The organism is Dactylosporangium sp. CA-233914, from assembly GCF_050942935.1.
In the GTDB taxonomy this organism is placed as follows: domain Bacteria; phylum Actinomycetota; class Actinomycetes; order Mycobacteriales; family Micromonosporaceae; genus Dactylosporangium.
Genome location: NZ_CP192030.1, coordinates 8075136 through 8100128, shown reverse-complemented (window position 1 = coordinate 8100128; position 24993 = coordinate 8075136). Strand labels below are relative to the sequence as shown.

Annotated in this window: 23 protein-coding genes and 1 pseudogene; 11 read left to right on the top strand and 13 right to left on the bottom strand. The window is 71.1% G+C overall.

Going from position 1 to position 24993, the window contains the following annotated elements; all coding sequences use genetic code 11:
• Positions 1–16: 16 nt before the first annotated feature.
• Both ACQPY0_RS36035 and ACQPY0_RS36030 read left to right on the top strand, forming a co-directional pair.
• Positions 17–379, top strand: a pseudogene (locus ACQPY0_RS36035) (DUF6461 domain-containing protein); the annotation flags it as partial.
• Positions 380–434: 55 nt separating this feature from the next.
• Positions 435–626, top strand: coding sequence for a DUF6461 domain-containing protein (locus ACQPY0_RS36030; protein WP_432970984.1), 192 nt, complete (start codon positions 435–437; stop codon positions 624–626).
• Between the two features lie 247 nt (positions 627–873).
• Here the strand turns inward: ACQPY0_RS36030 and ACQPY0_RS36025 are convergent, their stop codons facing one another.
• From ACQPY0_RS36025 to ACQPY0_RS35990, 8 genes are all read right to left on the bottom strand, one after another.
• Positions 874–1341, bottom strand: a complete 468-nt coding sequence (locus ACQPY0_RS36025; RefSeq protein ID WP_432970981.1) for a hypothetical protein — start codon at positions 1339–1341, stop codon at positions 874–876.
• Positions 1342–1450: 109 nt separating this feature from the next.
• A complete protein-coding gene (locus ACQPY0_RS36020; protein WP_432970978.1) occupies positions 1451–1621 on the bottom strand; it encodes a hypothetical protein in 171 nt (56 codons plus the stop codon).
• Between the two features lie 94 nt (positions 1622–1715).
• Positions 1716–2201 (bottom strand): flavin reductase family protein, encoded by a 486-nt coding sequence (locus ACQPY0_RS36015; RefSeq protein ID WP_432970975.1) that lies wholly within the window; start codon positions 2199–2201, stop codon positions 1716–1718.
• The gene (locus tag ACQPY0_RS36010; protein WP_432970972.1) at positions 2198–3319 is read right to left on the bottom strand and encodes an LLM class flavin-dependent oxidoreductase; all 1122 of its coding nucleotides are present in this window, start codon (positions 3317–3319) and stop codon (positions 2198–2200) included. Before ACQPY0_RS36010 ends, ACQPY0_RS36015 begins: the two co-directional genes overlap by 4 nt.
• The gene (locus ACQPY0_RS36005; protein ID WP_432970969.1) at positions 3316–4359 is read right to left on the bottom strand and encodes an LLM class flavin-dependent oxidoreductase; all 1044 of its coding nucleotides are present in this window, start codon (positions 4357–4359) and stop codon (positions 3316–3318) included. Before ACQPY0_RS36005 ends, ACQPY0_RS36010 begins: the two co-directional genes overlap by 4 nt.
• Positions 4356–5678 carry an NtaA/DmoA family FMN-dependent monooxygenase gene (locus ACQPY0_RS36000; RefSeq protein ID WP_432970966.1) on the bottom strand — a complete coding sequence of 441 codons (1323 nt, stop codon included), beginning with the start codon at positions 5676–5678 and terminating at the stop codon, positions 4356–4358. Before ACQPY0_RS36000 ends, ACQPY0_RS36005 begins: the two co-directional genes overlap by 4 nt.
• Entirely contained in the window at positions 5675–6751 is a 1077-nt protein-coding gene (locus ACQPY0_RS35995; RefSeq protein WP_432970963.1) for an LLM class flavin-dependent oxidoreductase, read from the bottom strand. Before ACQPY0_RS35995 ends, ACQPY0_RS36000 begins: the two co-directional genes overlap by 4 nt.
• An 80-nt stretch (positions 6752–6831) precedes the next feature.
• Entirely contained in the window at positions 6832–7662 is an 831-nt protein-coding gene (locus tag ACQPY0_RS35990) for a glutathione S-transferase C-terminal domain-containing protein (RefSeq protein ID WP_432970960.1), read from the bottom strand.
• 194 nt (positions 7663–7856) lie between these two features.
• Here ACQPY0_RS35990 and ACQPY0_RS35985 point away from each other — a divergent pair, with 194 nt between their 5' ends.
• From ACQPY0_RS35985 to ACQPY0_RS35965, 5 genes are all read left to right on the top strand, one after another.
• Positions 7857–9476, top strand: coding sequence for an ABC transporter substrate-binding protein (locus ACQPY0_RS35985; protein WP_432970957.1), 1620 nt, complete (start codon positions 7857–7859; stop codon positions 9474–9476).
• Between the two features lie 2 nt (positions 9477–9478).
• On the top strand, positions 9479–10399 hold the full coding sequence (locus tag ACQPY0_RS35980; RefSeq protein WP_432970954.1) for an ABC transporter permease: 921 nt from the start codon (positions 9479–9481) through the stop codon (positions 10397–10399).
• A 2-nt stretch (positions 10400–10401) separates the two neighbouring features.
• Positions 10402–11238 (top strand): ABC transporter permease, encoded by an 837-nt coding sequence (locus tag ACQPY0_RS35975; RefSeq protein ID WP_432970951.1) that lies wholly within the window; start codon positions 10402–10404, stop codon positions 11236–11238.
• A complete protein-coding gene (locus ACQPY0_RS35970; protein ID WP_432970948.1) occupies positions 11238–12863 on the top strand; it encodes a dipeptide ABC transporter ATP-binding protein in 1626 nt (541 codons plus the stop codon). Before ACQPY0_RS35975 ends, ACQPY0_RS35970 begins: the two co-directional genes overlap by 1 nt.
• A gap of 93 nt (positions 12864–12956) precedes the next feature.
• On the top strand, positions 12957–13412 hold the full coding sequence (locus tag ACQPY0_RS35965; RefSeq protein WP_432970945.1) for a MarR family winged helix-turn-helix transcriptional regulator: 456 nt from the start codon (positions 12957–12959) through the stop codon (positions 13410–13412).
• Positions 13413–13431: 19 nt separating this feature from the next.
• On the opposite strand, the gene ACQPY0_RS35960 is transcribed toward ACQPY0_RS35965, so the two are convergent.
• Genes ACQPY0_RS35960 through ACQPY0_RS35950 form a run of 3 tightly spaced genes read right to left on the bottom strand, consistent with a single transcriptional unit; the run spans position 13432 to position 16113 of the window.
• Positions 13432–14286 (bottom strand): LLM class flavin-dependent oxidoreductase, encoded by an 855-nt coding sequence (locus ACQPY0_RS35960; protein WP_432970942.1) that lies wholly within the window; start codon positions 14284–14286, stop codon positions 13432–13434.
• Positions 14279–14683, bottom strand: a complete 405-nt coding sequence (locus tag ACQPY0_RS35955) for a PPOX class F420-dependent oxidoreductase (RefSeq protein ID WP_432970939.1) — start codon at positions 14681–14683, stop codon at positions 14279–14281. The genes ACQPY0_RS35960 and ACQPY0_RS35955 overlap by 8 nt, the downstream gene beginning before the upstream one ends.
• On the bottom strand, positions 14680–16113 hold the full coding sequence (locus ACQPY0_RS35950) for an MFS transporter (protein ID WP_432970936.1): 1434 nt from the start codon (positions 16111–16113) through the stop codon (positions 14680–14682). Before ACQPY0_RS35950 ends, ACQPY0_RS35955 begins: the two co-directional genes overlap by 4 nt.
• Positions 16114–16371: 258 nt before the next feature.
• Here ACQPY0_RS35950 and ACQPY0_RS35945 point away from each other — a divergent pair, with 258 nt between their 5' ends.
• Complete coding sequence (locus tag ACQPY0_RS35945; RefSeq protein ID WP_432970933.1) at positions 16372–17088, top strand: SPW repeat protein; 717 nt, start codon at positions 16372–16374, stop codon at positions 17086–17088.
• Positions 17089–17262: 174 nt separating this feature from the next.
• Complete coding sequence (locus ACQPY0_RS35940) at positions 17263–18159, top strand: DMT family transporter (protein ID WP_432970930.1); 897 nt, start codon at positions 17263–17265, stop codon at positions 18157–18159.
• 24 nt (positions 18160–18183) lie between these two features.
• Here ACQPY0_RS35940 and ACQPY0_RS35935 read toward each other — a convergent pair whose 3' ends face one another.
• Together ACQPY0_RS35935 and ACQPY0_RS35930 are read right to left on the bottom strand one after the other, a co-directional pair.
• Entirely contained in the window at positions 18184–19782 is a 1599-nt protein-coding gene (locus ACQPY0_RS35935) for a sensor histidine kinase (protein ID WP_432970927.1), read from the bottom strand.
• A gap of 162 nt (positions 19783–19944) precedes the next feature.
• Entirely contained in the window at positions 19945–21225 is a 1281-nt protein-coding gene (locus ACQPY0_RS35930) for an amidohydrolase family protein (RefSeq protein WP_432970924.1), read from the bottom strand.
• 608 nt (positions 21226–21833) lie between these two features.
• Between ACQPY0_RS35930 and ACQPY0_RS35925 the strand changes: the two genes are divergently transcribed.
• Positions 21834–22793 (top strand): DUF6928 family protein, encoded by a 960-nt coding sequence (locus ACQPY0_RS35925; protein WP_432970921.1) that lies wholly within the window; start codon positions 21834–21836, stop codon positions 22791–22793.
• 310 nt (positions 22794–23103) lie between these two features.
• Positions 23104–24906 carry a cellulase family glycosylhydrolase gene (locus tag ACQPY0_RS35920; RefSeq protein ID WP_432970918.1) on the top strand — a complete coding sequence of 601 codons (1803 nt, stop codon included), beginning with the start codon at positions 23104–23106 and terminating at the stop codon, positions 24904–24906.
• Positions 24907–24993 lie beyond the last annotated feature (87 nt).

Here is a 24993-nt window from a genome sequence, read left to right as displayed (position 1 = left end):
CGTCAACAGCGCGGCAGTGTGGCCGTTAGCGCTTCGGACTATCAATGGCTGGCTGACAGTTTCCCTCTACTGGCCGACGTATACTCCACGTTCATCAAGGTCGCAGAGCCGCAACGAGCTCTCGACAACTTCGCCGCTCGGCCGGCGCCCGGCCGTAACGGGGGTCGATGAGCTCGTCGACGCCGCCTTCGCACTGCACCGTGACCAGGCAGCTGACTACGAACTGTTGCTGGGCGCGACGCAGATCGGTGACTGGACCCTTATCGTCGAACCCAATGGTCGCATGGGAGTCGACCCGATTGCCGTAGTCCAGGCAGCCCGCGATACGACTCTGGTGTCCCACTTCTTCAACATCAACTCACGACAAGACTTCTACTACATCGATCAAGGCACCGTCAGGCTCACCTTCGACACCCGGCTTCCCAGACGAGCGCTTGGGCGAGGACGCCGACCGTCTGACCCAGCTGATGATCGACTCGGGCTTCGACCTCTCCGGCAGCGAGAACCTCTCCGACGTTTCCGCCCCGGCCGCCTTCGCGCTGGCCGCCAACATCACGGGCGTCGGCACCACGGCCACCTTACTCAAGACCACGCGATTCGACTGCGGAGTATGCGAACAACCTTGAGCCTGCTGTCCGTTGACGCAACAGTTGGTCCAAGCGCAACCTCGTGACCAGTGCGAATCAGATTCGATAGCACGAGGAGGCCCGAGCCGTCGCTGCCCGCCGGTCGTCCGGCGGCGACGACTCGGCCGCTTCCCGCTGCCCTGACCTGCGGTGGCGCATCTTCGGTGGCACAGATCCGTGGCGGTCCAAGTTCGATGGCAAACGGTTCACCCTCGTTGGCAACGGACAGCGCGCAATCGCGCGTATCCTACTTCCCGGGCCTGCCGTCGCTGATGACTTTCCCGCCCAGCCCGGAGCGAGACGTGGGTTGGCCGACTAGTTCGACGAGAATTTCGTCGCGACAATCGTCGCCGAACACGGCGGTGACGGCTTCGGTGAACGCGGAGACGAGTTGTGCGATGACTCTGGCTGCGTCCTCTCGTACGAACACTTCCTCGCGCATGCCAAAGGTCACCGAGGGCGCGGCCGTAGCGACCGTCGCTCCGCCGCGAGCCCATCGTCCGGCAGGAATGCCGATAAGCCTGACATCCACCGAACTTCGGGCCCACTCGCCATACACGGACACGACGGCGTTGGTCAGTTCCCCGATGAGGCCGGGTTCACGCCCGGCCAGCTCTTCTTCGAGCGCGTAGAGCGTCACGTGGGGCATCGGCAACTCCTCGATATCAGAGAGCAGCGCCCGGACTGCGACTGGTCGCCTGCGATCAAGCAGCATAGGGCCGCCCGTTCGCTTGCCGGAAGCGGTTTTCCTGTCGCCAGATCACGCTCGTCGGCCGATCCGTGCGTCCGCCGCACCAAGCGCGCCGCAACGGGCGTCCGAGGGTTTACGCGGCCCACACCCCGGCCTCGACGCCCACTGCCCCGGGCGTGTCGGCGATGGTGACGAACGCGACGCCGGCCAGCTCGGCGGCGGCGACCGCGCGCCCGAGTGCTTCGATCTCGCCGGCGGTCGACGGGGCGTCGACCTCCAGCGCGAGGTGCGGCGGCATGCTCACGCGTGACGTCCCTTCGACGGGGGTTTCATATCCAGGGGAAGGCGGCGGGCCGGCTCTCGGATAGCCGGCCCGCCGCGTCCGGGGGGCCGTCCGGTCAGGCGGCCAGCTGCAGGCGGCCGAACGCGCTGCGGTGGAAGACCAGCGGGGCCGCGGTGTGGTCGGCGTCGAGGTCGTGCACGCGCAGCAGGACGATGCTGTGGTCCCCGGCCGGGTACTCGTTGTAGACGGTGCAGTCCAGCCAGGCGCACGCGCCGTCCAGCAGGATCTCGCCGTCGTTGCTGGTGCGCCACGTCGCGCCGGCGAAGCGGTCCACCCCGCGGCGGGACAGCTGGCGGCCCAGGTGCTCCTGGTCGGCGCTCAACACGCTCACGCCCAGGCGGCGGGCGCGGCGCAGCACCGGCCAGGTGGTGGAGGTTCGGGCGATGCAGACCGACACCAGCGGCGGGTCGAGCGACACCGACGTGAACGAGCTCGCGGCCAGGCCGACCGGGGTGTCGTCGACGAGCGCGGCGACGGCCGTGACCCCGGTCGGGAACGCGCCGAACACCTGCCGCAGGCCGGCCGGGGACAGATCGTTCACGACCACTCCTTGGCCAGCAGCTCGAAGGAGCGGACGCGGTCGGCGTGCTCGTGGGTGATGGTCGTGACGAGCAGTTCGTCGGCGCCGGTGACCCGCTGCAGGGTGCGCAGCCGGTCGGCGACCTCGTCCGGGGCGCCGGTGAACTGCGTGTCGAGGCGGTCCTGGACCAGCGCCCGATCCTCGTCCGTCCACACCGCCGCGTCGGCCTCGGCGGGGGACGGGAACGGGATCGCGCCGCGGCCGGTGCGGATGCTGTGCACCCACAGGCCGTAGCCGGCGGCGAGCCGCTCGGCCTCGGGGGCCGTGGGCGCGACGACCACGTCGGCCGAGACCAGCACGTGCGGGCGGTCCAGGACCGCGGACGGGCGGAACGCGGCCCGGTAGGCCTCCACGGCCTCCAGCACCGTGGCCGGGCTGACGTGGTAGTTGGCCGCGAACGGCAGGCCCCGCTCGCCGGCCACCGACGCGCTCTGTCCGGCGCTGCTGCCCAGGATCCACAGCTGCACGTCGGCGCCCTCGCCGGGGGTGGCGTGCACGTCGATGCCGTCGCGGGTGAAGGTGCCGGCGATGAGCGCGGCGATGTCCTCGACGACCTCGGCGAAGTCGGGCGCGACCGCCTGCGGTTGCTGCAGCAGCGCTGCCTGTACCGCCCACTTCGGCGAGGCGACGATGCCGGAGAAGTCGAACGGCGCGGGGATGAGCAGCCCGTCGACGACCCGCGCCGGCGCCGGTGCGGTGGCCGGCTTCGGCGCGGCGAGCGCGGCGACGGCCTCGGCCTGGCGCTGGCCGGAGCGGCCGAGGCCGAGGTCGATGCGGCCCGGGTGCACCGCGGCGAGCAGGCCGAATTGCTCCACGATGGACAGTGCGGTCTGGTGGCCGACCTGCACGGCGCCGGAGCCGACCCGGATCCGCTCGGTCGCCGCGGCGATGAGGCCGATGAGCACCGCCGGGGCGGCGCTGGCGACGCCGTCGGTGAAGTGGTGCTCGGCCACCCAGTAGCGGTGGTACCCGAACGACTCGGCCCGCCGGGCCAGGTCGATCGTGTTGCGCAGCGCCTGGCCGGCGTCGCCGCCGGAGATGACGGGGGCCAGGTCGAGGATCGACAGGGGTACGGTCATGGCGTGGCCACCTCCGGGACGGGGAACGGGCGGCTGGGGATCTCCCGGCGCAGGACCGGGGCGACCTCGGCCTGGAACAGCTCCAGCGAGGCGTGGTGCTGCTTGTCGGTGAGCCCGTCAGCATCGGCCTGGACGTGCATCACCTCGTGGCCGAGCCGCTCGTGGTAGCGGTGGACCTTGTCGATGATCTGCTGCGGGCTGCCGACCAGGATCGAGCTGCGCTCGATCGCGTCCTCCAATGTCGGGAACACCGGCTCGGCGCCGAGCTGGCGGAAGGTCTCCAGCCGGGCCTGGAAGACCGGGCGGTAGGTCGCGATCGCCTCCTGGGAGGTGCGCGCCACGTAGAGGCCCGCGCTGCCGGCCCCGACCAGCGCCCGCTGCGGCGGGTGGCCGTGGAAGGCGAGTCGCTCGCGGTAGTGGGCGACCAGCTCGGCGTAGGGCTCGACGGGGTTGGTGACGTTGGCTGAGAACAGCGGGTCGCCGTGCTGGGCGGCCAGCTCGACCGAGGCCTTGCTGGTGGCGCTGCCGTGCCAGATGCGGATCTGTCGCTGCAGCGGCCGCGGCAGGACCTCCGCGTCGGTCAGCGACGGGCGGAACTGGCCTTCCCAGGTGACCTTGTCCTCCCGCCAGAGCTTCGTGAACAGCTCGTACCCCTCGCGGTTGCGGTCCCACTGGTCCTCGGCGGTGACGTGGAACAGCTGGGCCTGGGCCGCGCCGTTGCCCTTGCCGACGATGAGCTCGAGCCGGCCGCCTGCGAGGTTGTCCAGCGTGGAGTAGTCCTCGAACGCGCGGACCGGGTCCAGCAGGCTGAGCGTGGTGACGGCGGTGAAAAGCCGGATGGTGCCCGTGCGGGCCGCGATGTGGCTGAGCACGACCGGGGGCGAGGAGGAGATGAACGGCCGCTCGTGGCGCTCGCCGACGCCGAAGCCGTCGAAGCCCAGCTGCTCGGCGAGGATCGCGTTGTCGACGACCTCGCGGAGCCGTTCCCGGGGCGGCCTCTTGCGGTCGTGGACGATGAGGGTGATCGCGAGGAACTTCATGACGCCAGTCCCAGATGCCCGCGCAGGGTCGTGGTGGTGTACTCGGTGCGCAACGCGCCGCGCTCCTGCAACAGCGGCACGACCCGGTCGACGAACTCGTCGAGGCCCCCGGGCACGATGTGCGGCACGAGGATGAAGCCGTCGGCGGCCTCGGACTGCACGAACTCGTGCAGGGTCGCGGCGACCGTCTCCGGCGTGCCGATGAAGGTCTGCCGGCCGGTGACCTCGATGATCAGGTCGCGGATGCCGAGCTTGCCCCGCTCGGCGATCGCCCGCCACTCGCGGGCGGTGGCCAGCGGGTCGGGGTACATCCCGGCCCGGCCCTTGATGATCGAGTCGCCGTCGAGCACCGGGTCGAACGGCGGGAGCGGCCCGTCGGGGTCGAGGTCGCTCAAGTCCTTGTTCCACAGCTGCTCCAGCAGCAGGATCGCCGTCTGCGGGCTGACCTGCTGGCGGCGGACGTGGTGGGCCCGCTCGTGGGCGTCGGCCTCGCTGTCGCCGAGCACGAAGGTGCTGGCCGGCAGGATCTTCAGCTCCTCGGGGCGGCGGCCGTACTTCGCCATGCGGCCCTTCACGTCGGCGTAGAACGCCTTGCCGGCCTCGAGCGTGCCGTGCCGGGAGAAGATGGCGTCGGCGGAGCGGGCGGCGAACTCGCGGCCGTGCTCGGAGTCGCCGGCCTGGAGGATGACCGGCCGGCCCTGCGGGCTGTGCGGCACGGCGAAGTGGCCCTCGATGTCGACATGCCGTCCCTTGTGGACGAACGCGCCGGGGCTGCCGTGCCGGGTGAACACGCCGGCCGCCGGGTCGGCGACGATCTCGTCCGGGTCCCAGGTGTCCCAGAGCTCCCGGACCGTCTGCAGCACCTCCTCGGCCCGCGTGTACCGGTCGGCGCGGTCGAGGTAGCCGCCGCGGCGGAAGTTCTCGCCGGTGAAGGCGTCCCAGGAGGTGACGACGTTCCAGCCGGCCCGGCCGCCGGAGAGGTGGTCGAGGGTGGCCAGGCGCCGGGCGAGGTCGTAGGGCTCGTTGAAGGTCGAGTTGACGGTGCCGGTGAGGCCCAGGTGGGTGGTCACCGCGGCGAGTCCGCCGAGCACGGTCAGGTTGTCCGGCCGGCCGACCACGTCGAGGTCGTGGATGCGGCCACGCTGCTCGCGCAGGCGCAGCCCCTCGGCGAGGAAGAAGAAGTCGAAGCGGCCGCGCTCGGCGGTGCGGGCGAGGCGCTCGAACGACGCGAACTCGATCTGGCTGCCGGCCGCCGGGTCGCTCCACACGGTGGTGTTGTTCACGCCGGGGAAGTGCGCGGCGAGGATGATCTGCTTCATGCGCTCGCTCCCGCGGCGGCGTAGCGGTTGGGGGTCGCCGGCAGGCCGAGGTGCCCGCGCAGTGTGCTCGCCGTGTACTCGCGGCGGAAGGCCCCGCGCTCGCGCAGGACCGGCAGCAGCCCGTCGACGATCGCGGTGAGGTCGGTGGGCAGCAGGCCCGGGCGCAGCCGGAAGCCGTCCAGGCCGGCGTCGCGCCAGGCGAGCAGCAGGTCGGCGAGGTCGCCGGGCGGGCCGGCGAAGACGTGCGCGTCGCTGGTGAAGGGCGCGCCGGCCAGGTCGTCGAGGCGGGCTTTGCGCTCGGGGTCTGCGAACACCACGATGTCGGCGAAGACCTTGACGGGCCGGTCGGTGAGCGAGCGGACCTCGGCGGCGATCGCGCCGGCCTGCGCGGCGTCGGCGGGAGTGACGTAGACGATGTCGGCGTTCGCCGCGGCGAACTCGTAGACGGGCCGGTTGTGCGCGAGCGCGGTGACCACCGGCTGGCCCTGCGGTGGGCGCGGGGTGATCGACGGGCCGCGGACGCTGAAGTGCCGGCCGGCGAAGTCGATGTAATGCAGCTTGTCGCGGTCGACGAACCGGCCGGTGGCGGCGTCGCGGATGACCGCGTCGTCCTCCCAGCTGTCCCACAGCCGCCGGACGACCTCGACGTGGTCCGCGGCCTCGCCCAGCACGTCCGCCGTGTCAGAGCCGGGCCGGTGCGAGACCTGGGCCCGCCATCCGGCCCGCCCGCGGCTGAGGTAGTCGAGGGTGGCGACCTGCGTGGAGATGTGGAACGGCTCGGTGCGCGTCACGCCGACGGTGGGCACGAGGCCGATGCCGGCGGTCACGGGCGCGATGCGCGCCGCGATCAGCAGCGCGTCGAGGCGGCCCTTGACCAGCTCGGGGCGCCCGTCGAAGTCGAGCGAGTCCTCGATCGTGACGAAGTCGAGCCGGCCCCGCTCGGCCTCGCGGACCAGCGACAGCCAGTACGCCGGCGCGAAGAGCTCGCTCGGGCGGGCGGCCGGGTCGCGCCAGGCGGCCGGGTGCCAGCCCGCGCCGTCGAGCGCGACCGCCAGACTCAGTTCACCGGTCATGCGACCTCCGCTTCGCTCCGGCCGCACGAGCTCCACCCTGTGCCCCTGATGAGCGGCCCCTCCGCTTCGCTCCGGACCGCTCATGAGAGGCTCCCTTCGGGCCGGCGCGCGGGCGCGGACCAGTCCAGCTCAGCGGCGCCGGAGTCGCCGTAGGTGTGCAGGTCAGTGGTGTCGCGGAAGGCCGGCACGGTGTACAGGTCACGCGCGTAAGCCCACAGGTTCGGATACGCGGTCAGGCCGGCGCCGTAGCGCACGAGCACGACGTACAGCCGGATGTCCGCCTCGGTGACGGTGGGGCCGACGAGGTAGCGCCGGGTGGCGAGCCGCTCGTCGAGCGCGGCGAAGCGGGCCTTCGTCTCGTCCTCGCCGACGCCCGGGGCGAGCCAGCCGGTCAGCTCCTCGATCTGGGCGCGCAGCGGCTCGGGGTAGGCCTCGACGAGGGGCTCGGCGACGTCGCGGAAGCGGGTGGCGAGATCGATGCCGATGGTGCGGTAGTCGTTGCTGAGCACGCGGCCGGCCGACCGGTCCCACAGCGTCGGGACCGAGATGTGCCCGTCGAAGCCGGGCTCGGTCTGCTCGTACGCCTGACGCAGCAGCGTGAACCCGTTGACCGGGTCGGGGCCGTAGCGCTCCCGGAACGCCCAGCCGCGCCCGTCGCGCGCGTTGTCCACGTAGGACACGCTCACGGCGTCGCCGAGCCCGGCGAGCTCCCGGGCGATGGTGACGCGGTGCGACCACGGGCAGAACCAGCCCGCGTAGATGTGGTAGCGGCCGGCGGCGCCGTGCTCGATGCGGCCGGTGAATCTGTAGAGGGGGCGCTGGTCGCCGGGCCGGCGGTTGATGCGGTACTCCCCGTAGGCGGTCGTGTCGACGGGGCTGGCCAGGCGGCTGGAGCGTGGCAGGTTCGGCATGGGTACCTCCGTGGATCCGGAGCAAATTGCCGACTAATCCTACGTGCAAGATATGGTTTAGACCAGAGGTTCGTGACGACCACCTCGGTTGGTTGACGCCGGCCGATCGGCACTGCTGCACTGACCGGACACGGCGCGACCGCATCAGCCGGTCCGGCGCCCTCCCTTCCTCCTGCCTGCACCAAGGACCTCCCATGCGTAGATTTGCTGCCGTTGTCGTCGTCGCCGGCCTGTTACTGGCCGCGTGCGGCGGCGGTGCCGACGAGCCGGCCGACGATGCCGGTGCCCCGGTCCAGGGCGGCTCACTGACCTGGGCCGTCGAGACCGAGCCGATCACGTTCAACCCGCACCAGTACGCCCAGGCCAAGGCCCGCCTGCTGGTATGGAACAGCTTCGAGGCGCTGCTCACCCACGACGACAAGGGCGGCTATCTGCCCTGGCTGGCGCGCTCCTACGACGTGTCGGCGGACGGGTTGACGTACACCTTCAAGCTCCGCGACGACGTCACCTTCCACGACGGCGAGAAGTTCGACGCCGCCGCGGTGAAGGCCAACCTCGACCAGCTCTTCGCGCCCGGGTACGCCCCCTCGGTGACGTCCACCCAGCTCAAGAACTTCAAGGACGCGCAGGTCGTCGACCCGGCCACGATCGCAGTACACCTCAAGCAGCCCGACGGGCTGATCCTGGACTTCTTCGCCTCACCGCAGGGCGCGCAGATCTCGCCGAAGTCGCTCAAGAGCCCCGACCTCAAGGCCGGCGGCCCCGACGTCGTGGGCACCGGCCCGTTCATCCTCGACCGCTACACCAAGGGTCAGGAGGTGCACTACAAGCGCAACCCGGCCTACAAGTGGGCCCCGGCCGACGCCGGCCACCAGGGCCCGGCCTACCTCGACGAGGTCACGTACCGCTTCCTCAAGGAGTCCTCGGTGCGCGTCGGCGCGCTGACGTCGGGCCAGGTCGACGTCATCGAGGGCGTCCCCGCCACCGAGCAGGGCCTGGTGAAGGGTGACCCGAACCTGCAGTTCGCCCAGCACCTCAACAGCGGCACGGCGTACAACTACTACTTCAACCAGACCCGGGCGCCCTTCGACGACATCCGGGTGCGCAAGGCCTTCCGCGACGCCGTCGACGTCGACGGGGTGCTGCAGGGGGTGTACCGCGGCACCGCCACCCGGGCGTGGAGCATCCTGAGCCCGTCCGGCCAGTTCTACGACCCGTCGGTGGAGAAGACCTACGGCAGCGACCCGGCCGAGGCCAACCGCCTGCTGGACGAGGCCGGCTGGTCCACGAAGGACGCCGAGGGCTTCCGCACCAAGAACGGGCAGCGGCTCACGGCCCGCATCGTGCTCTCCGCGCCGTACGTGCGGGACAAACGCGACATCCTCGCCCAGGCGGTGCAGGCCGCGGTCAAACAGTCGGCCGCCATCGACCTGCAGGTGAAGATCGTCGACGCGGGCACCGCCACGGACGCGATCAACAAGAACGAGTACGAGCTGTTCGACAACTCCCGCGCCGACACCGACGCCGGCGCCGCGCTCACCCTCATCCTGCCCAAGGGCGCGCCGATCAACCGGCACGGCTTCGCCAGCCCCGACCTCGACGCGCAGGTCGCCACCGCCGCGGCCAGCACCGACCCGGCGAAGCGTAAGGAGATCTACAACACGGTCCAGCACACGCTCACCGACAACGCGACGCTGCTGCCGCTGTACGCCCCGGCGGACCAGATCGCGGCCCAGAAGCGGATCGGCGGCCTCGGCTTCGAGCCCACCGCCGGCGTGCCGGGCAGTGCGTACAACGTCTGGATCGGCAAGTAGCGATGTGGCGAGCCGTCCTGCGACGTCTCGGCAGCGGGGTGGCGGTCCTCTGGGCCGCCGCCACCGCGGCCTACCTCGCCCTGCACCTGGCCCCCGGCGACACCGTCGACACGCTCGTTGGCGACGGCCCGGACACGCCGCAGATCCGCGCCCAGATCGCCGCCGACCTTGGCCTGGACCGGCCCGCGGTGGTCCAGTACGTGGGCTACCTGTGGCGGCTGCTGCACGGCGACTTCGGCCGCTCCTACGTCCTGCAGCGCCCGGTCGCCGACATCATCGCCAGCCAGGTCTGGCCGACGGTGAAGCTGACCCTGCTGGCGAGCGCCTTCACGGTCGTCGTCGCACTCGGCCTGGCCCTGGTCTCCACCGGCCGCGGCCGCTGGGTGCGCGGGCTGGTCTCCATGCTGGAGCTGTCGGCCGTCTCGGCGCCCGGCTTCCTCATCGGCATCCTGCTGCTCAGTGTCTTCTCGTTCCGGCTGGGCTGGTTCCCGGTCTCCGGCGACCGGGACATCTCCGCGCTCGTACTGCCCGCCCTGTCCCTGGCCCTGCCCCTCGGCGGCCTGCTCAGCCAGGTCCTGCGCGAGGGCCTGGAGCGGGCACTGGACGAGCCGTTCGCGCTCACCGCCCGCTCGCGCGGCCTGACCCGGCACGCGCTGCTGTGGCGCCACGCGCTGCGCCACGCCCTGCTGCCCGCCGTCACCCTCGCCGGCACGCTCATCGGCTTCCTGCTCAGCGCGGCCGTCATCGTCGAGCGGGTCTTCGGCCGCCCCGGCCTCGGCCAGGTCGCCACCGACGCCGTCGGCACCAAGGACATCCCGGTCGTGCTGGCGGTCGTGATGCTCTCGGCCGCCATCTACGTCGCGCTGAGCACGCTGGCCGACCTCACCTACCTCCTCGTCGACCCGCGGCTGCGGAAGGGCTGACCATGACCATCGCGCTCCCCGCGCCGGCCGCGGCCGCACCCCGGCTGCGCCACCTGTGGATTCCCGGGCTCGCGCTGGCGCTGATCGCCGTCGCCGCGATCACGCCCCCGCTGCTGACCACCGGCGACCCGCTCGCCGCCGACCCGCTCGCGGCGCTGCAGCCGCCGAGCGCCGCACACTGGTTCGGCACCGACCAGCTCGGCCGGGACGTGTTCACCCGGACCGTCTACGGCGCCCGCTACTCGCTGAGCATCGGCGCCGCCGCGACCCTGCTGTCCGTGCTCGCCGGCGGGCTCGTGGGGCTGCTCGCGGGCCTGGCGCCGCGGGCGGTCGACGAGGTGCTCAGCCGCGCCCTGGACGTGCTCTCGGCGTTTCCCGAGGTGCTGCTGGCGCTGCTGTTCATCGCCTTCACCGAGCCGGGCACGCCCAGCCTGATCCTGGCCATCGCCCTCGCCTTCGCGCCCCGCTACGGCCGGATCGTGCGGGCCCAGACGCTGCTGGTCAAGCGGGCCGGCTACGTCGAGCAGGCGGTCACCTTCGGCCTGTCCCGGGCCCGGCTGGCGTGGCGGCACATCCTGCCCAACGTCCTCGGCCCGCTGCCGATCCTCGCCACCATCGGCCTGGGCACCGCGATCGTCAACGCCTCCGCGCTGTCGTTCCTCGGCATGGGCCCGCAGCCGCCGTCGCCGGAGTGGGGCGCGATGCTCTCGGAGAGCCGCAACTACCTGCGCGTGGCGTGGTGGTCGGCGATCCTGCCCGGTGCCACCCTCACCCTCACCGTCATCGCGCTCACCGCCGTCGGCCGCCGCCTGCAGGCCCGCTTCGAGGGGAGGCGCTGATGGCGCCGCTGCTGTCGGTCCAGGACCTGCACGTCACGTTCCCCGGTCCGGTGCCCGCCGTGCGTGGCGTGAGCTTCGACATCGAGCCCGGCGAGTGCGTCGCCCTCGTCGGCGAGAGCGGCTCCGGCAAGAGCGTCACCGCCCGCACCCTCGTCGGCCTGGCCGGCCCCACCGCCCAGGTGCGGGCCGCCCGCCTGACCCTCGACGGCCGCGACACCCTCGCCTACGGCGAGCGCGACTGGCGCCGCCTGCGCGGCCGGGTCGCCGGTCTCGTGCTCCAGGACGCCCTCGTCTCGCTCGACCCGCTCAACACCGTGGGCGCCGAGATCGCCGAGGTGCTGCGCGCCCACGGCATCGCCCGCCCCGCCGAGCGCCCGGCCCGCGTCGCCGCGCTGCTGTCGGCGGTGCACGTGCCCGACCCCGAGGAGCGCGCCCGCCAGTACCCGCACCAGCTCTCCGGCGGCCTGCGCCAGCGCGCGCTCATCGCCTCGGCGATCGCCGCCGACCCGCCGCTGCTCATCGCCGACGAGCCCACCACCGCCCTCGACGTCACCGTCCAGGCCCAGCTGCTCGACCTGCTCGCCGAGCGCCGCGCCGCCGGCTCGACGGTCCTGCTGGTCAGCCACGACCTGGCCGTGGTGTCCCGGATCGCCGACCGGGTCCTGGTCATGCGGGCCGGCGAGATCGTCGAGCAGGGCCCGGCCGAGCGGGTCCTGGCGGCGCCGGAGCACCCCTACACCCGCCTGCTGCTGGCCGCCGTGCCGACCGCCGCCTCGCGCGGCCGCCGCCTGAGCGTGACCGACCCGCAGCCGCTGCCGCCGCGGGACGTGCGCCCCGACCGGATCGTGCTGTCCGCGACCGGGCTGCAGAAGTCGTACGGCACCCGGCGCGCCGTCGACGACGTCTCCTTCACCCTGGCTCGCGGCGAGACCCTGGGCGTCGTGGGCGAGTCGGGTTCGGGCAAGACCACCCTGGCCCGCATCGCGCTGGGCCTGGTCGAGCCGTCGGCCGGCACGGTCCGCCTCGGCGACGTCGACTGGACCGGCGTGCCCGAGCGCCGTCGCCGGCCGTACCGCCGCCGCCTGCAGGTCATCGCGCAGGACCCGCTGAGCTCGTTCGATCCGCGGTACACCGTGGAGAAGCTCGTCGGCGAACCCCTCCCCGAACGCGGCCGGCCAGGCCGTGACCGCGTGGTCGAGCTGCTGGAGCGCGTCGGGCTCGGCCCCGAACACCTGCGCCGGCACCCGCGGTCGCTGTCGGGCGGCCAGCGCCAGCGCGTCGCGATCGCCCGGGCCATCGGCCCCCGCCCGGACGTGCTGGTCTGTGACGAGCCGGTGTCCGCGCTGGACGTGTCGATCCAGGCCCAGGTCCTGGACCTGCTGGCCGACCTGCAGGCCGCGGACGGCACCGCGCTGCTGTTCATCTCCCACGACCTGGGCGTCATCCACCACGTCGCCGACCGGGTCCTGGTGATGCGCGATGGCCGGGTGGTCGAACAGGGCCCGGTGACCGATGTCTTCACCGGCCCGCAGCACGACTACACGCGGGCCCTGCTGGCCGCGGTGCCGACGGTGGACGGGGGCCGGAAGGTGCCGGAGTCAGCGCGCGGTGGCGAACGGCACTGACGGCGCCTCGGCGCCGCCGGCTGGCTCAGACGTTCATTGACCGCGCGCCGCCGATGATTCGTAATGCGAACGACCGTTGGTTAGACTGTCGTCATGTCCAGTACCACAGATGCGGCGTCCGGGCTGGGCGTCGCCACGGCCCTGGTGCGCATGTCGCATCTGGTGCAGCGGGTGTTCGCGGACGTCGCCCGGGCGCACGGCCTGCCGCCGCAGCAGCTGCAACTGCTGTGCATGTTGATCGACGGGCCGGTCGGGATGAGCGAGCTGGGCCGGCTCATGCATCTGGAGCGCTCCACCATGACGGGTCTGGTGGATCGCGTGGAGAAGCGCGGCCTCGTGGCCCGGGTGCCCGATCCCGCCGATCGGCGTGCCTGCGTGGTCACGTTGCATGACGACGGCCGCCGGCTCGCCGTCGCGGCGCACGATGACGTGACGGCCCGGCTGGAGTCGATGACCCGGTGCCTCGACCCCGGCGATCGGGCGCGGCTGGCCTCCGCGCAGACGCGGATCCTGTTCGAGCACGACCCCGCGTGGGCGGCGGGCCGCTGAACGGCCGGCCGGTGGCCGATCAGGCCCGTCGTTCGGCTGCGACCAGGTCGCGCACGGCCGGGGCGAGCTCGGTCGCGAATCGTTCGATCTCGTACGAACTGCGGGTCACCATGGTGAACACACTGGTGCCGTGGGTGAGGGCGAGTTCGGCCAGCTGCTCGGCGGGTGCCGGGCCGCCGAGGTTGAGCAGGCGGAGGATGCCGTGCGGCGAGCGTCCCGCCGCCGCGGCGGCCTCGTCGATGACGGCGTTGCCTTCGGCGAGCTGCCCGGGGTCCCGCAGCCGCGTCAGGGAGGGGAGCCAGCCGTCCGCGGCCCGTCCCACCAGCCGGAGCATCCGTGGCCGGTAGGCGCCGAGCCAGATGCCGATGTCGTGCGAGGGGGCGGGGCCGCGTCGCAGGCCGTCGACCCGGTAGTGGCGTCCCGGGAGCCGCATGGTGTCGCCGGTGCGGGTGTCCCAGGCGGCGCGGATGATCTGGATGGCCTCGTCCAGCGCGTCGACCGCTTCCCGCGGCGTGCGGCGCGGACCGCCCATGCCGGCGATGGCGTCCCACAGGCCCCCCGCGCCGAGCGCGAGCTCCAGCCGCCCGCCGCTGAGGATGTCGAGGCTCGCGGCGGCCTGAGCCAGGACGGCCGGCGGGCGCAGCGGGATCGGGTGCACGTTGCCGGCGAGGCGGACGGTGCTGGTGGCCGCGGCGACGTAGCTCAGCAGCGTCCAGGTGTCCAGGAACGCGGGCTGGTACGGATGGTCCTGGAAGGTGACCAGGTCCAGCCCGGCGCGCTCGGCGACCCGGGCCAGCGCCACCACCTCCGACGCGTCCTGGGCCGACGGGATGAGGTTGGCGGCGAACCGCAGCCGGTGTCCGTAGTCAGGCATCGGCGGCGCCCCGGACGTCGCGGGCCCGGTAGGTGTCCTCGATGCTCCGGCCCGCGTGCAGCCCCCAGCTGATCACCCGCTCGGGGATCAGGCGGATCAGGGCCGGCGGTCCGGGGATCGCCTCGGCGCGGCCGCGGACCTCGATGCCCCGGGGTTGCCACGGCGGCAGCACGTCGTCGATGACCAGCGCGGCGCGTCTCGAGGCGGCCACGTCCCGGAACTTCTTGGACCGCTCGAAGTTGCGGCCACTCATGTCGATGTAGGCGCCACCGGGGCCGAGCGAGAAGCCCAGCGGGGCCACATGCGGCATGCCGTCTGGCCCGACGGTTGCCAACCGCCCGAGTCGGCGCCGATCCTCACGCAGGTAGGCGAGTTCGGCGTCGCTGAAGACGCTCATCGGCCCACCACCGGCTCGGCGACCGGGGTCACCGGCCCGGCGGTGGCGGCCGGTCCGCCTCTCGCGGCGAAGCACGCGACCGCGATGCCCAGCGCCGCGGCGGCGGTTGCCAGCCAGAACAGGTCGGTGAAGGTGGAGTCGGGCGGCGGGCCGGTGCCGGCGGAGGCGATCACCGCGGCGGCGAGGGCGGTCCCCACGGCGCTGCCGACGGTGCGGGCGATGTTGTTGAAGCCATTGGCCGTCCCGGTCCGGGCGAGGGGCACGATGTCGGCGATCAGCTTGGGCAGTGAGCCGATGACCAGACCGGTCCCGCAACCCACGATCGTGTAGAACACGGCATGCTGCCACATCCGGTCGTGAGCGAGGACGAACAGCACCGATCCGGCCGCGAACAGTGTCCAGCCGCCGGCCAGCGGCCAGCGCGGCCCCAGCGCCCTGGCGATCCGGCCGACCGCCATGCTCGCCGGTACGACCGCGAGCATCCCCGGCAGCATGAGCAGCCCGGCCACCGTGATCGTGGATCCGAAGCCGGCGCCGGCGGCTTTCGGCATCTGCGCGTACAACGGCAGGGCGAGGTAGAAGAAGTACGAGCCGGCGCCGAACAGGAACGCGGCGGCGTGCGTCATCAGCATCGGACGGTCCCGCAGCTCGCCGACGTCCAGCAGTGCGTCGCTCCTGGTCCGTTCCACGGCGACGAGGGCGACGAACAGGGCCAGGCCGAGTGCGAGGAGCCCGAGCGTCCGGCCCGATGACCAACCCCAAGCCGGGCCCTTCGCCAGGGCCAGCAGCACCGCGACCAGGCCACCGCCGAGCAGCACGGCCCCGGGAACGTCCGTCCCGCTTGCGGCGACGTACGTGCCGGCGGGCACCCAGCGTGCCGCCAGCAGCAGGCTCACCAGGGCGATCGCCGTGCCGAGGACGAACAGGTACCGCCACGACAGGTGGTCGGCCAGCAGGCCGCCGGCGATCAGGCCGGCACCCCCGTCGGCGCCGACCGCGCCCGACACCAGGCCCATCGCGAACGGCAGCCGCTCGGGCGGCAGGGCCTCGCGCAGGATGGCCATCGACAGCGGAACCAGTGCCAGCGCGGCACCCTGGACGACGCGCGCGGCAATGAGCTGTCCGAGGTTCTGCGCGGCCGCGGCGGCGGCCATTCCGATCGCGTAGACGACCAGCACCGCCAGCGTGACCTTGCGCCGGCCGAGCTGATCACCCAGGCGCCCCAGCACGGGGGTCAGCACCGCGCTGGACAGCAGGAACGCCGTGAGGATCCAGGCCGATGCGGTGGGGGTCGCGTGCAGCCGGACCTCGAGCAGCTTCAGCGCCGGGACCACCGCGGTCTGCATGAGTGCGTATCCGAAGACGGCCACTACCAGCGCTATCAGGGCTCTGGACCCCGCTGCGTCCGACCGCTCGCGCGCCGTCGTCATGACGACTCCTAGTTCGTTGAACGAAGTATTCGTACTGCGAAGCACTTTAGTTCGTAGTGCGAATGATCGTCAAGGCCGATCGTGCCGGGCCGTTGCGCCGTTTCGGGCGGGGCGGGCGGGGTAGACATCTCGCCACACGAGAGTGGCTCTCCGGGTGGTGGTGCCCATGCTGCGGACCAGGGAACGCGTGAACGAGGTCGTCAGCACCGCGGCCGCAGCGTCGGCCGATCCGAAAACGGCGCTGCGGCGCCAGGACGATTGACGCCTTCCGTCCTGCCCGGCTCGGCCGGTGTTCAACACGACCGGCATGCGGCAAAAAGTGGTCGGCCGGGGCGGCGGTGGGTAGCCGAAGGTAAGGAACGAAGCGACAACCTAGGGAGGTGTGTCGTGGCCGAGGTTTCGCAGTATCAGGACTTCGCCGGACACCCGGACATCGCCGAGATGCAGCAGCGCTACGAGCGGCTCGGCGCCAGCGGCCAGGCGGTCGTGATCGACGGGCTGGTGTTGCTGGCCGGTGGCTGGCTGGCCATCTCACCATGGGTGATCGGGTTCAACGCCAGCGCGCCACACTTGACCGTCAACAACCTGATCCTCGGGATCATGATCGGTGTGATCGCTCTGGGGCTGACGATGGCGCCGGCTCGGATGTACCGGCTGAGCTGGGCCATGGTGGCGATCGGCGTGTGGGTCATCATCTCGCCGTGGGTCGTCCAGCGGACCGGCATCACGGCCGGAATGATCGCGACGAACGTGGCCACCGGTGCTGTGACGGCGTTGCTGGGCCTCGGCGCCGTCGGGTTGCTGATGTCGGCGAACCGGCGTGGTCGCTTCGAGCGCGGCAGGCGGCCCGGCATGGAGCGGGGCATGGAACGGCCCGGCGTGGAGCGCGGCATGGAACGGCCTGGCATGGAACGGCCTGGCGCGGATCGGCCCGACCTGGAGCGGCCCGGCATGGAGCGGCGTCCTCGCTACTAGTAACTGGTGATTGGCGCTGTGCACTTCGGTTGTCCGGTGGCAGGAGCCCGTCCGCTGCCGAGCGGACGGGCGCCGCATGCGGTCACCCCGCTGATCCCTGACCACCCCGCCGCCCGTCACGGCTGCGTCCGGCCACCTGGTGTCCGAGCCCGCAGCAGCGGGTAGCCGGTTGCGATGGTGTACGCGTTGGCCCTGTGCTCAGCGGCATTCGTGGGAATCGGCAACGCCGTCCAGCAGCGCGCGGCGGCTCGCGCCCCGTCCGGCGCGGTCCTGCACTGGCGGCTGCTGGGGTATCTGCTGCGCCAGCGGCTGTGGCTGACCGGCATCGCCACGTCGGTGGTCGGCAACCTGCTGAGCGGCGCCGCACTCGGCCTGGGCAGCGTCGCCGAGGTGGAGCCGCTGAGCGTGACCGCGGTGCTGTTCGCGATGGCCGTCGCGGCCGTGTGGAGCCGGTACCGGGTGGGCCGGCGGGAATGGTCCGGCGCCGTCGCGGTGGTCGCCGGCGTCATCGCGTTCCTGCTCGTCGGCCGGCCGGGTCCGGGCCAGCCGGACGCGCCGGTGTGGCAGTGGGTGCTGGCCGCCGCGTCGATCGGCATCATCACGGCCACGCTGGTGTCACTGGCCCGCCGGATGCGCCCGCAGCACGAGGCGGCGGTGCTGGGCTTCGGCGCGGGGATGCTCTTCGGCCTGCAGGCGGCCCTGACCAGCGCGGCCGTGCGCCGGCTCTTCGATCGTGGGCTGCTGCCGATGCTGGTCGACTGGACTCCGTACGCCGTCGTGGTGATCGCGGTCGTCGGCATCCTGCTGGCGCAGAGCGCGTACAAGCTCGCCCCGCTGCCGATCTCCTACCCGCCCGTGGCAGCGGCCGAGCCGCTCGCCGGCGTGGCCATCGGCATCGGGGTGCTCGACGGCTCGCTGCGGATCACGCCGATCGCGTTGGTCATCGAGTTCGCCGCGCTGGCGGTGATGACCGTGGGCGTCTACGCCCTCGCCGCCTCCCACCTCGTGGAGGCGCACCACCGCCCCCATCATCACCCACACCTCCCGCACCGGCACCCGCACCCCAAGTGACGCTGACACCGTCCGGGCGGCGTTTCAGGGTAGGTCGAGCGGGAAATCGGCCTGCAGGTGGGTGCCGTGGCCGGCCGGGCTGTCGAGGGTGAGCGTGCCGCCCAGTGCTTCGACGCGGTCGGTCAGTCCGGTGAGGCCGGTGCCGCGCTTGGGGTCCGCGCCGCCGACGCCGTCGTCGCGTACTGACAGGTGCAGGTAGCTGTCCCGGACCTGTACGTAGACGCGGGCGTGCGTGGCTTCGGCGTATTTGGCGGCGTTCGTCAGCGCCTCCGCGACCACGTAGTACGTCGCGACCTCGACCGGCTCCGGCTGCCGGCCGTCCACGTGCATGTCGAGTTCCACGGGGACGGCGGAGCGGCGGGCCAGTGCGCGGAGTGCGGGGCGCAGGCCGCCCTCGGTGAGGATCGCCGGGTGTACGCCGCGGGAGAGCTCCCGCACGTCGTCGACCGTGCCGTTCAACCCGGCCACGACGGCGGACAGCTGGCGCCGGAGCTGGGCCAGCTCCGGCGGTACGTTCGCCTCGGCCTGGCGGATGTTGAGCGTCAGCGAGACGAGTCGCTGCTGGACGCCATCGTGCAGGTCGCGTTCGAGCTGCCGGCGGGTGTGGTCGGTGGCGAGCACGAGCCGCGCCCTCGACGCGACGAGGTTGGTGCTCTCCACGAGCGTGACCGCCTGGCGGATGATCAGCAGCGCGATCACCACGGTCTCGACGGCGATCTGGACGCTGTCCATCGGGATGCCCCGGGCGAGCTGCACGATGAACAGCACACCTGTACCGGCGACCGGCACGTACGGCAGCAACAGGTGGCCCCAGCGGGCGTGCGGGCGCACCGCCCAGCGCGGCGTCTCCTGGATCGGGGTGAGCGCGGCGGCCGCGATGAGTGCGAGCCCGGTGACGAGCCAGACATGGGTCAGTGGCGGTATGCTCTGCGCGCCTCTGGACAGTCGGTAGAAGAAGATGCTGTCGGAGAACGACATGGAGAACAGCCCGGTGCCGAGAATGATCAGCTGCAACCGGATCGGCGCCGACGAAGCTGCGGCGATCAGCAGAATGGTCAGGACGGTCAGCAGCAGCTCGGTGACCGGGTAGGCGATCGCGACCGCGTAGTTGAGCTTGGTAGTAGCACCGGCCCGCACCACGGACCCGAGCGCGGTGGCCCAGGTGAGCACGAACAACCCGCCCACGACGATGAGCCCGTCGAGGACCATCACCAGCTGGCCCGAGCGGCGCCGCAGCAGGCCCGGCCCGGGCCGGTCGGTGGCCAGGGAAATGAGCGCCACGAGTGCGAACACCGGCAGGCATATGAATCCGGCGTCCGCGAGCGACGGGAACGGCAGCGTGACGTCGAGGACCAGCTGGTACCAGGCCCAGATGGCCCGCCCGATCATCCAGCCGCATGTCGCGGCGCCCATCCACAGCCGCCACCGCCGCTGCGCGCCGGAGTGCTGGCCGGCGGTGATCCAGCAGGCGAGGGTCGCGGCGAGCGCGGCGGAGAAGTGTCCGATGTCGTCGGCGAACGTCGACCACCACGGGCTCAGCAACCCTGAACCGGCCAGTCCGACGGCGGCCGCCACCCACACGACGGCCACCGCGAGCAGGGCCGGCAAGGGTCTGCGCGGCAAGTTGCTCAACCGTGGCCGAAGGTGATCAGAACGACACGCGCGCAAGGATACCCCGCCCGTGTGGCTGTCCGCCGGACCTGGACCTCAGCCGCTTCCACCCCTCTCGAGCCCGTGAAGCGGATCAACTGGCTTACTGGCGGGCGGTGGTGCGATGCGGCGGGGTCATAGCTCGTTCTTGACGATGCTGCCTTGCTTCATGATCAGTTTGAGACTGGCGTCCGGCTTCGTCAGTACGCGGATGTCCTCGAGTGGGTTTCCATCGACGACAAGCAGGTCGGCGTAGGCGCCGGGAGCGACGACGCCGAGCTCGCCGGTCCGCTCGAGGAGTTCCGCCGCGGTGGTGGTTGCGGAGCGGATGATCGCAGCGGCCGGCTGCACCTCGGACCGGAGGACGAACTCCTGAGGCTGTTGATCGTGCAGGTCGGCGAAGAGGTCGGTGCCGAAGGCGATGCGCAGGCCGGAGCGATGCGCGAGTTCAAGCGCCGTCATGGCCTTCTCAAGGACGTCCTGGAGCTTCATTTCAACATCGGCGTGCACCCGCCCCTCGCGCGCCGCACCAGCGAGGGCATGGTAGGTGACGATGGTCGGCACGTAGAACGCGTTGTGGTGATGGAAGAGCGGGATGCTGCTCTCGTCCATGAGGTTGCCGTGCTCGATGCTCCGGACGCCGCACTCCAGGCCGCGGTTGATCGCCCGTGACGTGTATGCGTGTCCCGCCACGTAGATGTTGGCTGCGTTCGCTTCCTCGACGATCGCACGCAGCTCTTCGATGGAGAACTGTGTGGAGTCGATTCGGTCTGATGCGGAGTCGACGGCACCGCTGAGGTAGACCTTGATGTGGTGCGCGCCGCGGCGGACCTCTTCGCGGACGGCGCGGCGCACTTCAGGCACTCCGTCGCAGATCACCCCGAACGCTGGCGAGTGGTAGTTGTCGTCGTAGACCGACCGGCCGGGTGCCCGCCAGTCGCCGGCCCCGCCGGTCTGGGTGAGCTGCTTGCCTCCGTAGAAGATCCGCGGGCCGGTGAAGACCCCTTCCTCGACGGCTCGGGCAAGGCCGAAATCGCCACCGCCGACATCGCGGATCGTGGTGAAGCCGCGGTAGAGCATGCCCCGCAGCGCGCGTCCCGCGAGGGCGGTGACGTAGCTGGCGGGCCATTCGGCCATCGCGGTCACGTCGATGTCGACGACAGCCGGGTGGGTATGACAGTCGATGAGTCCGGGCATCACCGTCTTGCCGGCGACGTCGATCGTCAAGGCGTCGTGAGCGGTGGCCGAGGACGCGATGTCGGCGATCCGCCCGGACTCGACCACGATCGTCTGGTCGGGCACGATCGTCGCGTCGGCCGGGTTGAGTATCGAAGCGTTGCGGAAGATGACCGTCTGCATTTCCTCTAGCCTTCCGTTCCGTGCCGTGATGGGCTGGCACCGCACAGGCCCGAGCATTACCGGGCCGGCCTGCGTGCGGTGCTCGCCGGTAGTGATGTAGGAGCACTTGCCTGTGACGCGGATGTATTGATGACGGCACCGGTGATGTAGCTTGCGCGGGAGCTGGCCAGGAACGCGACCAGTCCAAACACTCCCCTCAGTGTGCCGAACCGGCCCGGCGTAGACCTCTTGTCGAGGAGGCGCGCGAGATCCGGGCCGTTCTCATCGGAACGTACGGCCGCAACGCCCGTCTCGAAGTCGCTGGAGGCGGTGATGGCCCCCAACGGCCGGGTGAGTGCTATTGGTCACGCAACTGCCTTCCACCTTGTGCCCGCGATCACTGCATAACCGCGTTGTCGTAAGCCGCATCATCCGCGGTGAGACGACAACGAGGGTCGTGTGCGAAGTGTTCGGCGGTCCGCGAGTGCGTCCTTGGACAGGGAGGACGTTAGATGCTAGGCCGAACACCTGTCAACTGATGCAACTGGTAAAAATATCGCGCTGACTCTTTTCAAATGACTGACACAGGGTCGCATTCTTCTGTCGTCGCTCACCTGCGGTTCGTATCCCGGTGCGGGACCATCGGCCGCCTTGGGTGCGGCGTCGTTGCCGTAGCGTGTCCGGGCATGGGTGCCAAGACAGCGCTGCTGGTATATGCCGAAGGTGATGTGGCGACGGCGTTGCGCGATGCGGTCGAACTGGATCGTGCGGCGACCGAGGCGCTGGTGGCGCGGCTGGTGCCCGGGCTCGATGTGGTTGCGGTCGAGGATGGCAACCTGAGGCGGAACATCAACCCGCCGAAGGGCCTTCTGTACGCCGGAGTGTTCCGGGGTCTCGCGGTCATCTGCGCCGCCGAGCTGGGCGAGATTCGGCCCGGTTATCTACGGCCGGGTTGGCTGGCCGAGGGGGCGGGCCGGCGCGTGATTCTGCACTCGATGCATAGCGTCTCGGACTTCCTTGGCTTCGGGGTCTGGGGCGCAGACGGAACGCTCGAACGAGCGCTGTGTCTGAGCCCTGATGATGGCATCGTCGAGGATTACGGTGACCGGCTGCCGTTCGAGCAGGCGTACTGGGCTGGACGGCATCCGGTCGAGGATGACGACGATGACGATGACGATGAGCCCTATCCGCTGCCGTTCCATCCTCTGGAGCTCGGTGAGGACGCGTTGGCGGCGTTGTGCGGGTTTGTCATCGAGGGCATTCCGCTGGAGGGGATGCCGGATCTGGGCCGGGTGCCGTTGGCCGGGTTCCGGTTGGGTGTACCGAGGCTGACGCTGGAGCGATCGCACGGCCGCCCGATCACGCAGCCGTCGGCCCTCGATGTTGAGTCGCAGGTCCGCCGGCTTGGCGACGGGCTCGATTATCTGATGGTCGACAGGGGCGGCGAGAACTACCTGCAGGCGGCCGTCGGGGGTCGATTCGAGATCCCAGCCGGAGTGTTCAGGGTCGAGCGGCGCGAGGGCAGCCCGGATCTTCACTTCCGATGCGAGGTCGACACGCTTGAGGAGGTCGTCGAGATCTTCCGCGGGTATCTCGTGAACCAGGACGGTTGGGGCGACCGCCATTGGGAGCAGATCTGGCTGTAGCCTCCGACGAGCTTGGGACCGCGACGCTGGAGCCACTGCCCACCCAGACCGTCAGCGTGCCGTGTCCACCGGCGTCGACGGGCAGCCGGGCCCGGGGGATCGAACGGCACGGTTTCGAAAGTTTCACACCGGACCCGTGCGGGACCCTTGGCTGCCGATTTTCTGTGTCCCTTGGCCAGGCTGTTCAGATGAGTGGTTCACCGGCACCTCCGAGCCGCGAGCCGCGTACTACCCCCTTGACTTAAAGGTTTAAGGCCTCCAGGTTGCTTGGCACGTCGATGGACGACGTCCCCAGGAACTAGGAGACCGCATGAGTCACCGAAAAACGCTGCTGGCGTCCTGCGCTGCCGGCGTGCTGGTGGCGGCCGGCATGGCGGCTGTCGCGCTGCCGGCCTCGGCCGCCGCCACCGGCTGCTCGGTCACGTACCAGAATCTCAACACGTGGCAGTCGTCGCCCACGGCGGGTGGCTTCACCACCACGCTTGCGATCAAGAACCTCGGCGACCCGATCAGCCACTGGACCCTGACGTTCACGCTGCCCGCCGGTCAGACCCGCACGAGCGGCTGGAACGCCACCTTCACGGGTACCACCGCGATCACCGCCACCGATGCCGGCTGGAACGGATCGATCGCCACGGGCGGCACCGACGCGAGCGTAGGCATGCAGGGCGAGTGGACCCGCTCCGCCGGCGGCTCCACCCCGCCGAGCCCGTTCCCGCAGCCGACCAACTTCGCGCTCAATGGGGTCGCGTGCACCGGCAGCACGACCAGCCCGAGTCCGTCGACCAGTTCGTCCGGCGGCAACCGGCCGCCGACGGTCGGCCTGACCAGCCCGTCGGCCGGTCAGACGTACACCGCGCCCGCGACCGTCAGCTTCGCGGCGACCGCGAGCGACCCCGACGGCAGCATCGCGCGCGTCGAGTTCCTCAACGGCTCGACGGTGCTCGGCTCGGACACCTCCGCGCCGTACACGTTCTCCTGGACGAACGTTGCCGCCGGGACGTACTCGGTGAGCGCCCGCGCGGTGGACAATGCCGGCGCGACGGCGACCACCACCCCGATCTCCATCAGGGTCAACTCGGGCAACACCGGCGGGGCCGCCCCGGCCCTGCACGTGTCCGGCAACCACCTGGTGACCGCCGCCGGCGCGAACTACCGGCTGCTGGGCGTCAACCGGGCCAGCGCCGAGTTCGCGTGCGTGCAGGGCAAGGGCATGTGGGACAGCGCGCAGCCCGACCAGGCCTCCGTCGACGCGATGAAGGCGTGGAACATCCACGCTGTGCGGATCCCGCTGAACGAGGACTGCTGGCTGGGCACGTTCGGCACGCCCAGCGGCGCTACCTACCAGCAGGCCGTCAAGGACTACGTGGACCTGCTCGTCGCCAACGGCATCAACCCGATCGTCGAGATGCACTGGAACCACGGCGTGTACACCGGCCAGGCATCGGCCTGCTCGGACGCCAACGCGACCTGCCAGAAGCCGATGCCGGACGCGCAGTACGCGCCGACGTTCTGGACGCAGGTCGCGACCATGTTCAAGGGCAACAACGCGGTCGTGTTCGACCTGTTCAACGAGCCCTACCCGGACGCGGCCAACAACTGGACGGACGCCACCGCCGCATGGAAGTGCCTGCGCGACGGCGGCACCTGCACCGGCATCAGCTACCCGGTGGCGGGCATGCAGACGCTGGTCAACACCGTCCGCGCCACCGGCGCCACCAACGTGATCATGGTTGCCGGGCTGACCTGGACCAACGACCTGACCCAGTGGCTGACCTACAAGCCCACCGACCCCGCCGGCAACATCATGGCGTCTTGGCACACGTACAACTTCAACGCCTGCGTCACCGTCGCGTGCTGGGACAGCCAGATCGGCGCGGTCGCCGCGCAGGTGCCGGTGACGGCCGGTGAAATCGGCCAGAACACGTGCGCCCACGACTACATCGACCAGGTGATGGCATGGGCCGACACGCACGGCGTCGGATACCTGGCGTGGACCTGGAACCCGTGGGGTTGCAGCCAGGGCAACGTGCTGATCAACGACTACACCGGGACGCCGACGGCCGGCTTCGGTGAGGGCTTCAAGGCGCACCTGCTCACCCAGAACCCGTAACCATTCGCAAGCAAACCGGGCCTGGCCGCGGCTTGCCTAGCAAGCCTCGGCCAGGCCGGTAGTCGCATTCAGTGCTTAAACGTTAAA

What these genes read in the sequence shown, in the direction of transcription:
- ACQPY0_RS36025 (WP_432970981.1), bottom strand. Translation starts at nt 1,341, where the DNA reads ATGCTGCTTGATCGCAGGCGACCAGTCGCAGTCCGGGCGCTGCTCTCT.
- ACQPY0_RS36010 (WP_432970972.1), bottom strand. Translation starts at nt 3,319, where the DNA reads ATGACCGTACCCCTGTCGATCCTCGACCTGGCCCCCGTCATCTCCGGC.
- ACQPY0_RS36005 (WP_432970969.1), bottom strand. Translation starts at nt 4,359, where the DNA reads ATGAAGTTCCTCGCGATCACCCTCATCGTCCACGACCGCAAGAGGCCG.
- ACQPY0_RS36000 (WP_432970966.1), bottom strand. Translation starts at nt 5,678, where the DNA reads ATGAAGCAGATCATCCTCGCCGCGCACTTCCCCGGCGTGAACAACACC.
- ACQPY0_RS35995 (WP_432970963.1), bottom strand. Translation starts at nt 6,751, where the DNA reads ATGACCGGTGAACTGAGTCTGGCGGTCGCGCTCGACGGCGCGGGCTGG.
- ACQPY0_RS35990 (WP_432970960.1), bottom strand. Translation starts at nt 7,662, where the DNA reads ATGCCGAACCTGCCACGCTCCAGCCGCCTGGCCAGCCCCGTCGACACG.
- ACQPY0_RS35985 (WP_432970957.1), top strand. Translation starts at nt 7,857, where the DNA reads ATGCGTAGATTTGCTGCCGTTGTCGTCGTCGCCGGCCTGTTACTGGCC.
- ACQPY0_RS35980 (WP_432970954.1), top strand. Translation starts at nt 9,479, where the DNA reads ATGTGGCGAGCCGTCCTGCGACGTCTCGGCAGCGGGGTGGCGGTCCTC.
- ACQPY0_RS35975 (WP_432970951.1), top strand. Translation starts at nt 10,402, where the DNA reads ATGACCATCGCGCTCCCCGCGCCGGCCGCGGCCGCACCCCGGCTGCGC.
- ACQPY0_RS35970 (WP_432970948.1), top strand. Translation starts at nt 11,238, where the DNA reads ATGGCGCCGCTGCTGTCGGTCCAGGACCTGCACGTCACGTTCCCCGGT.
- ACQPY0_RS35965 (WP_432970945.1), top strand. Translation starts at nt 12,957, where the DNA reads ATGTCCAGTACCACAGATGCGGCGTCCGGGCTGGGCGTCGCCACGGCC.
- ACQPY0_RS35960 (WP_432970942.1), bottom strand. Translation starts at nt 14,286, where the DNA reads ATGCCTGACTACGGACACCGGCTGCGGTTCGCCGCCAACCTCATCCCG.
- ACQPY0_RS35955 (WP_432970939.1), bottom strand. Translation starts at nt 14,683, where the DNA reads ATGAGCGTCTTCAGCGACGCCGAACTCGCCTACCTGCGTGAGGATCGG.
- ACQPY0_RS35950 (WP_432970936.1), bottom strand. Translation starts at nt 16,113, where the DNA reads ATGACGACGGCGCGCGAGCGGTCGGACGCAGCGGGGTCCAGAGCCCTG.
- ACQPY0_RS35940 (WP_432970930.1), top strand. Translation starts at nt 17,263, where the DNA reads ATGGTGTACGCGTTGGCCCTGTGCTCAGCGGCATTCGTGGGAATCGGC.
- ACQPY0_RS35930 (WP_432970924.1), bottom strand. Translation starts at nt 21,225, where the DNA reads ATGCTCGGGCCTGTGCGGTGCCAGCCCATCACGGCACGGAACGGAAGG.
- ACQPY0_RS35925 (WP_432970921.1), top strand. Translation starts at nt 21,834, where the DNA reads ATGGGTGCCAAGACAGCGCTGCTGGTATATGCCGAAGGTGATGTGGCG.
- ACQPY0_RS35920 (WP_432970918.1), top strand. Translation starts at nt 23,104, where the DNA reads ATGAGTCACCGAAAAACGCTGCTGGCGTCCTGCGCTGCCGGCGTGCTG.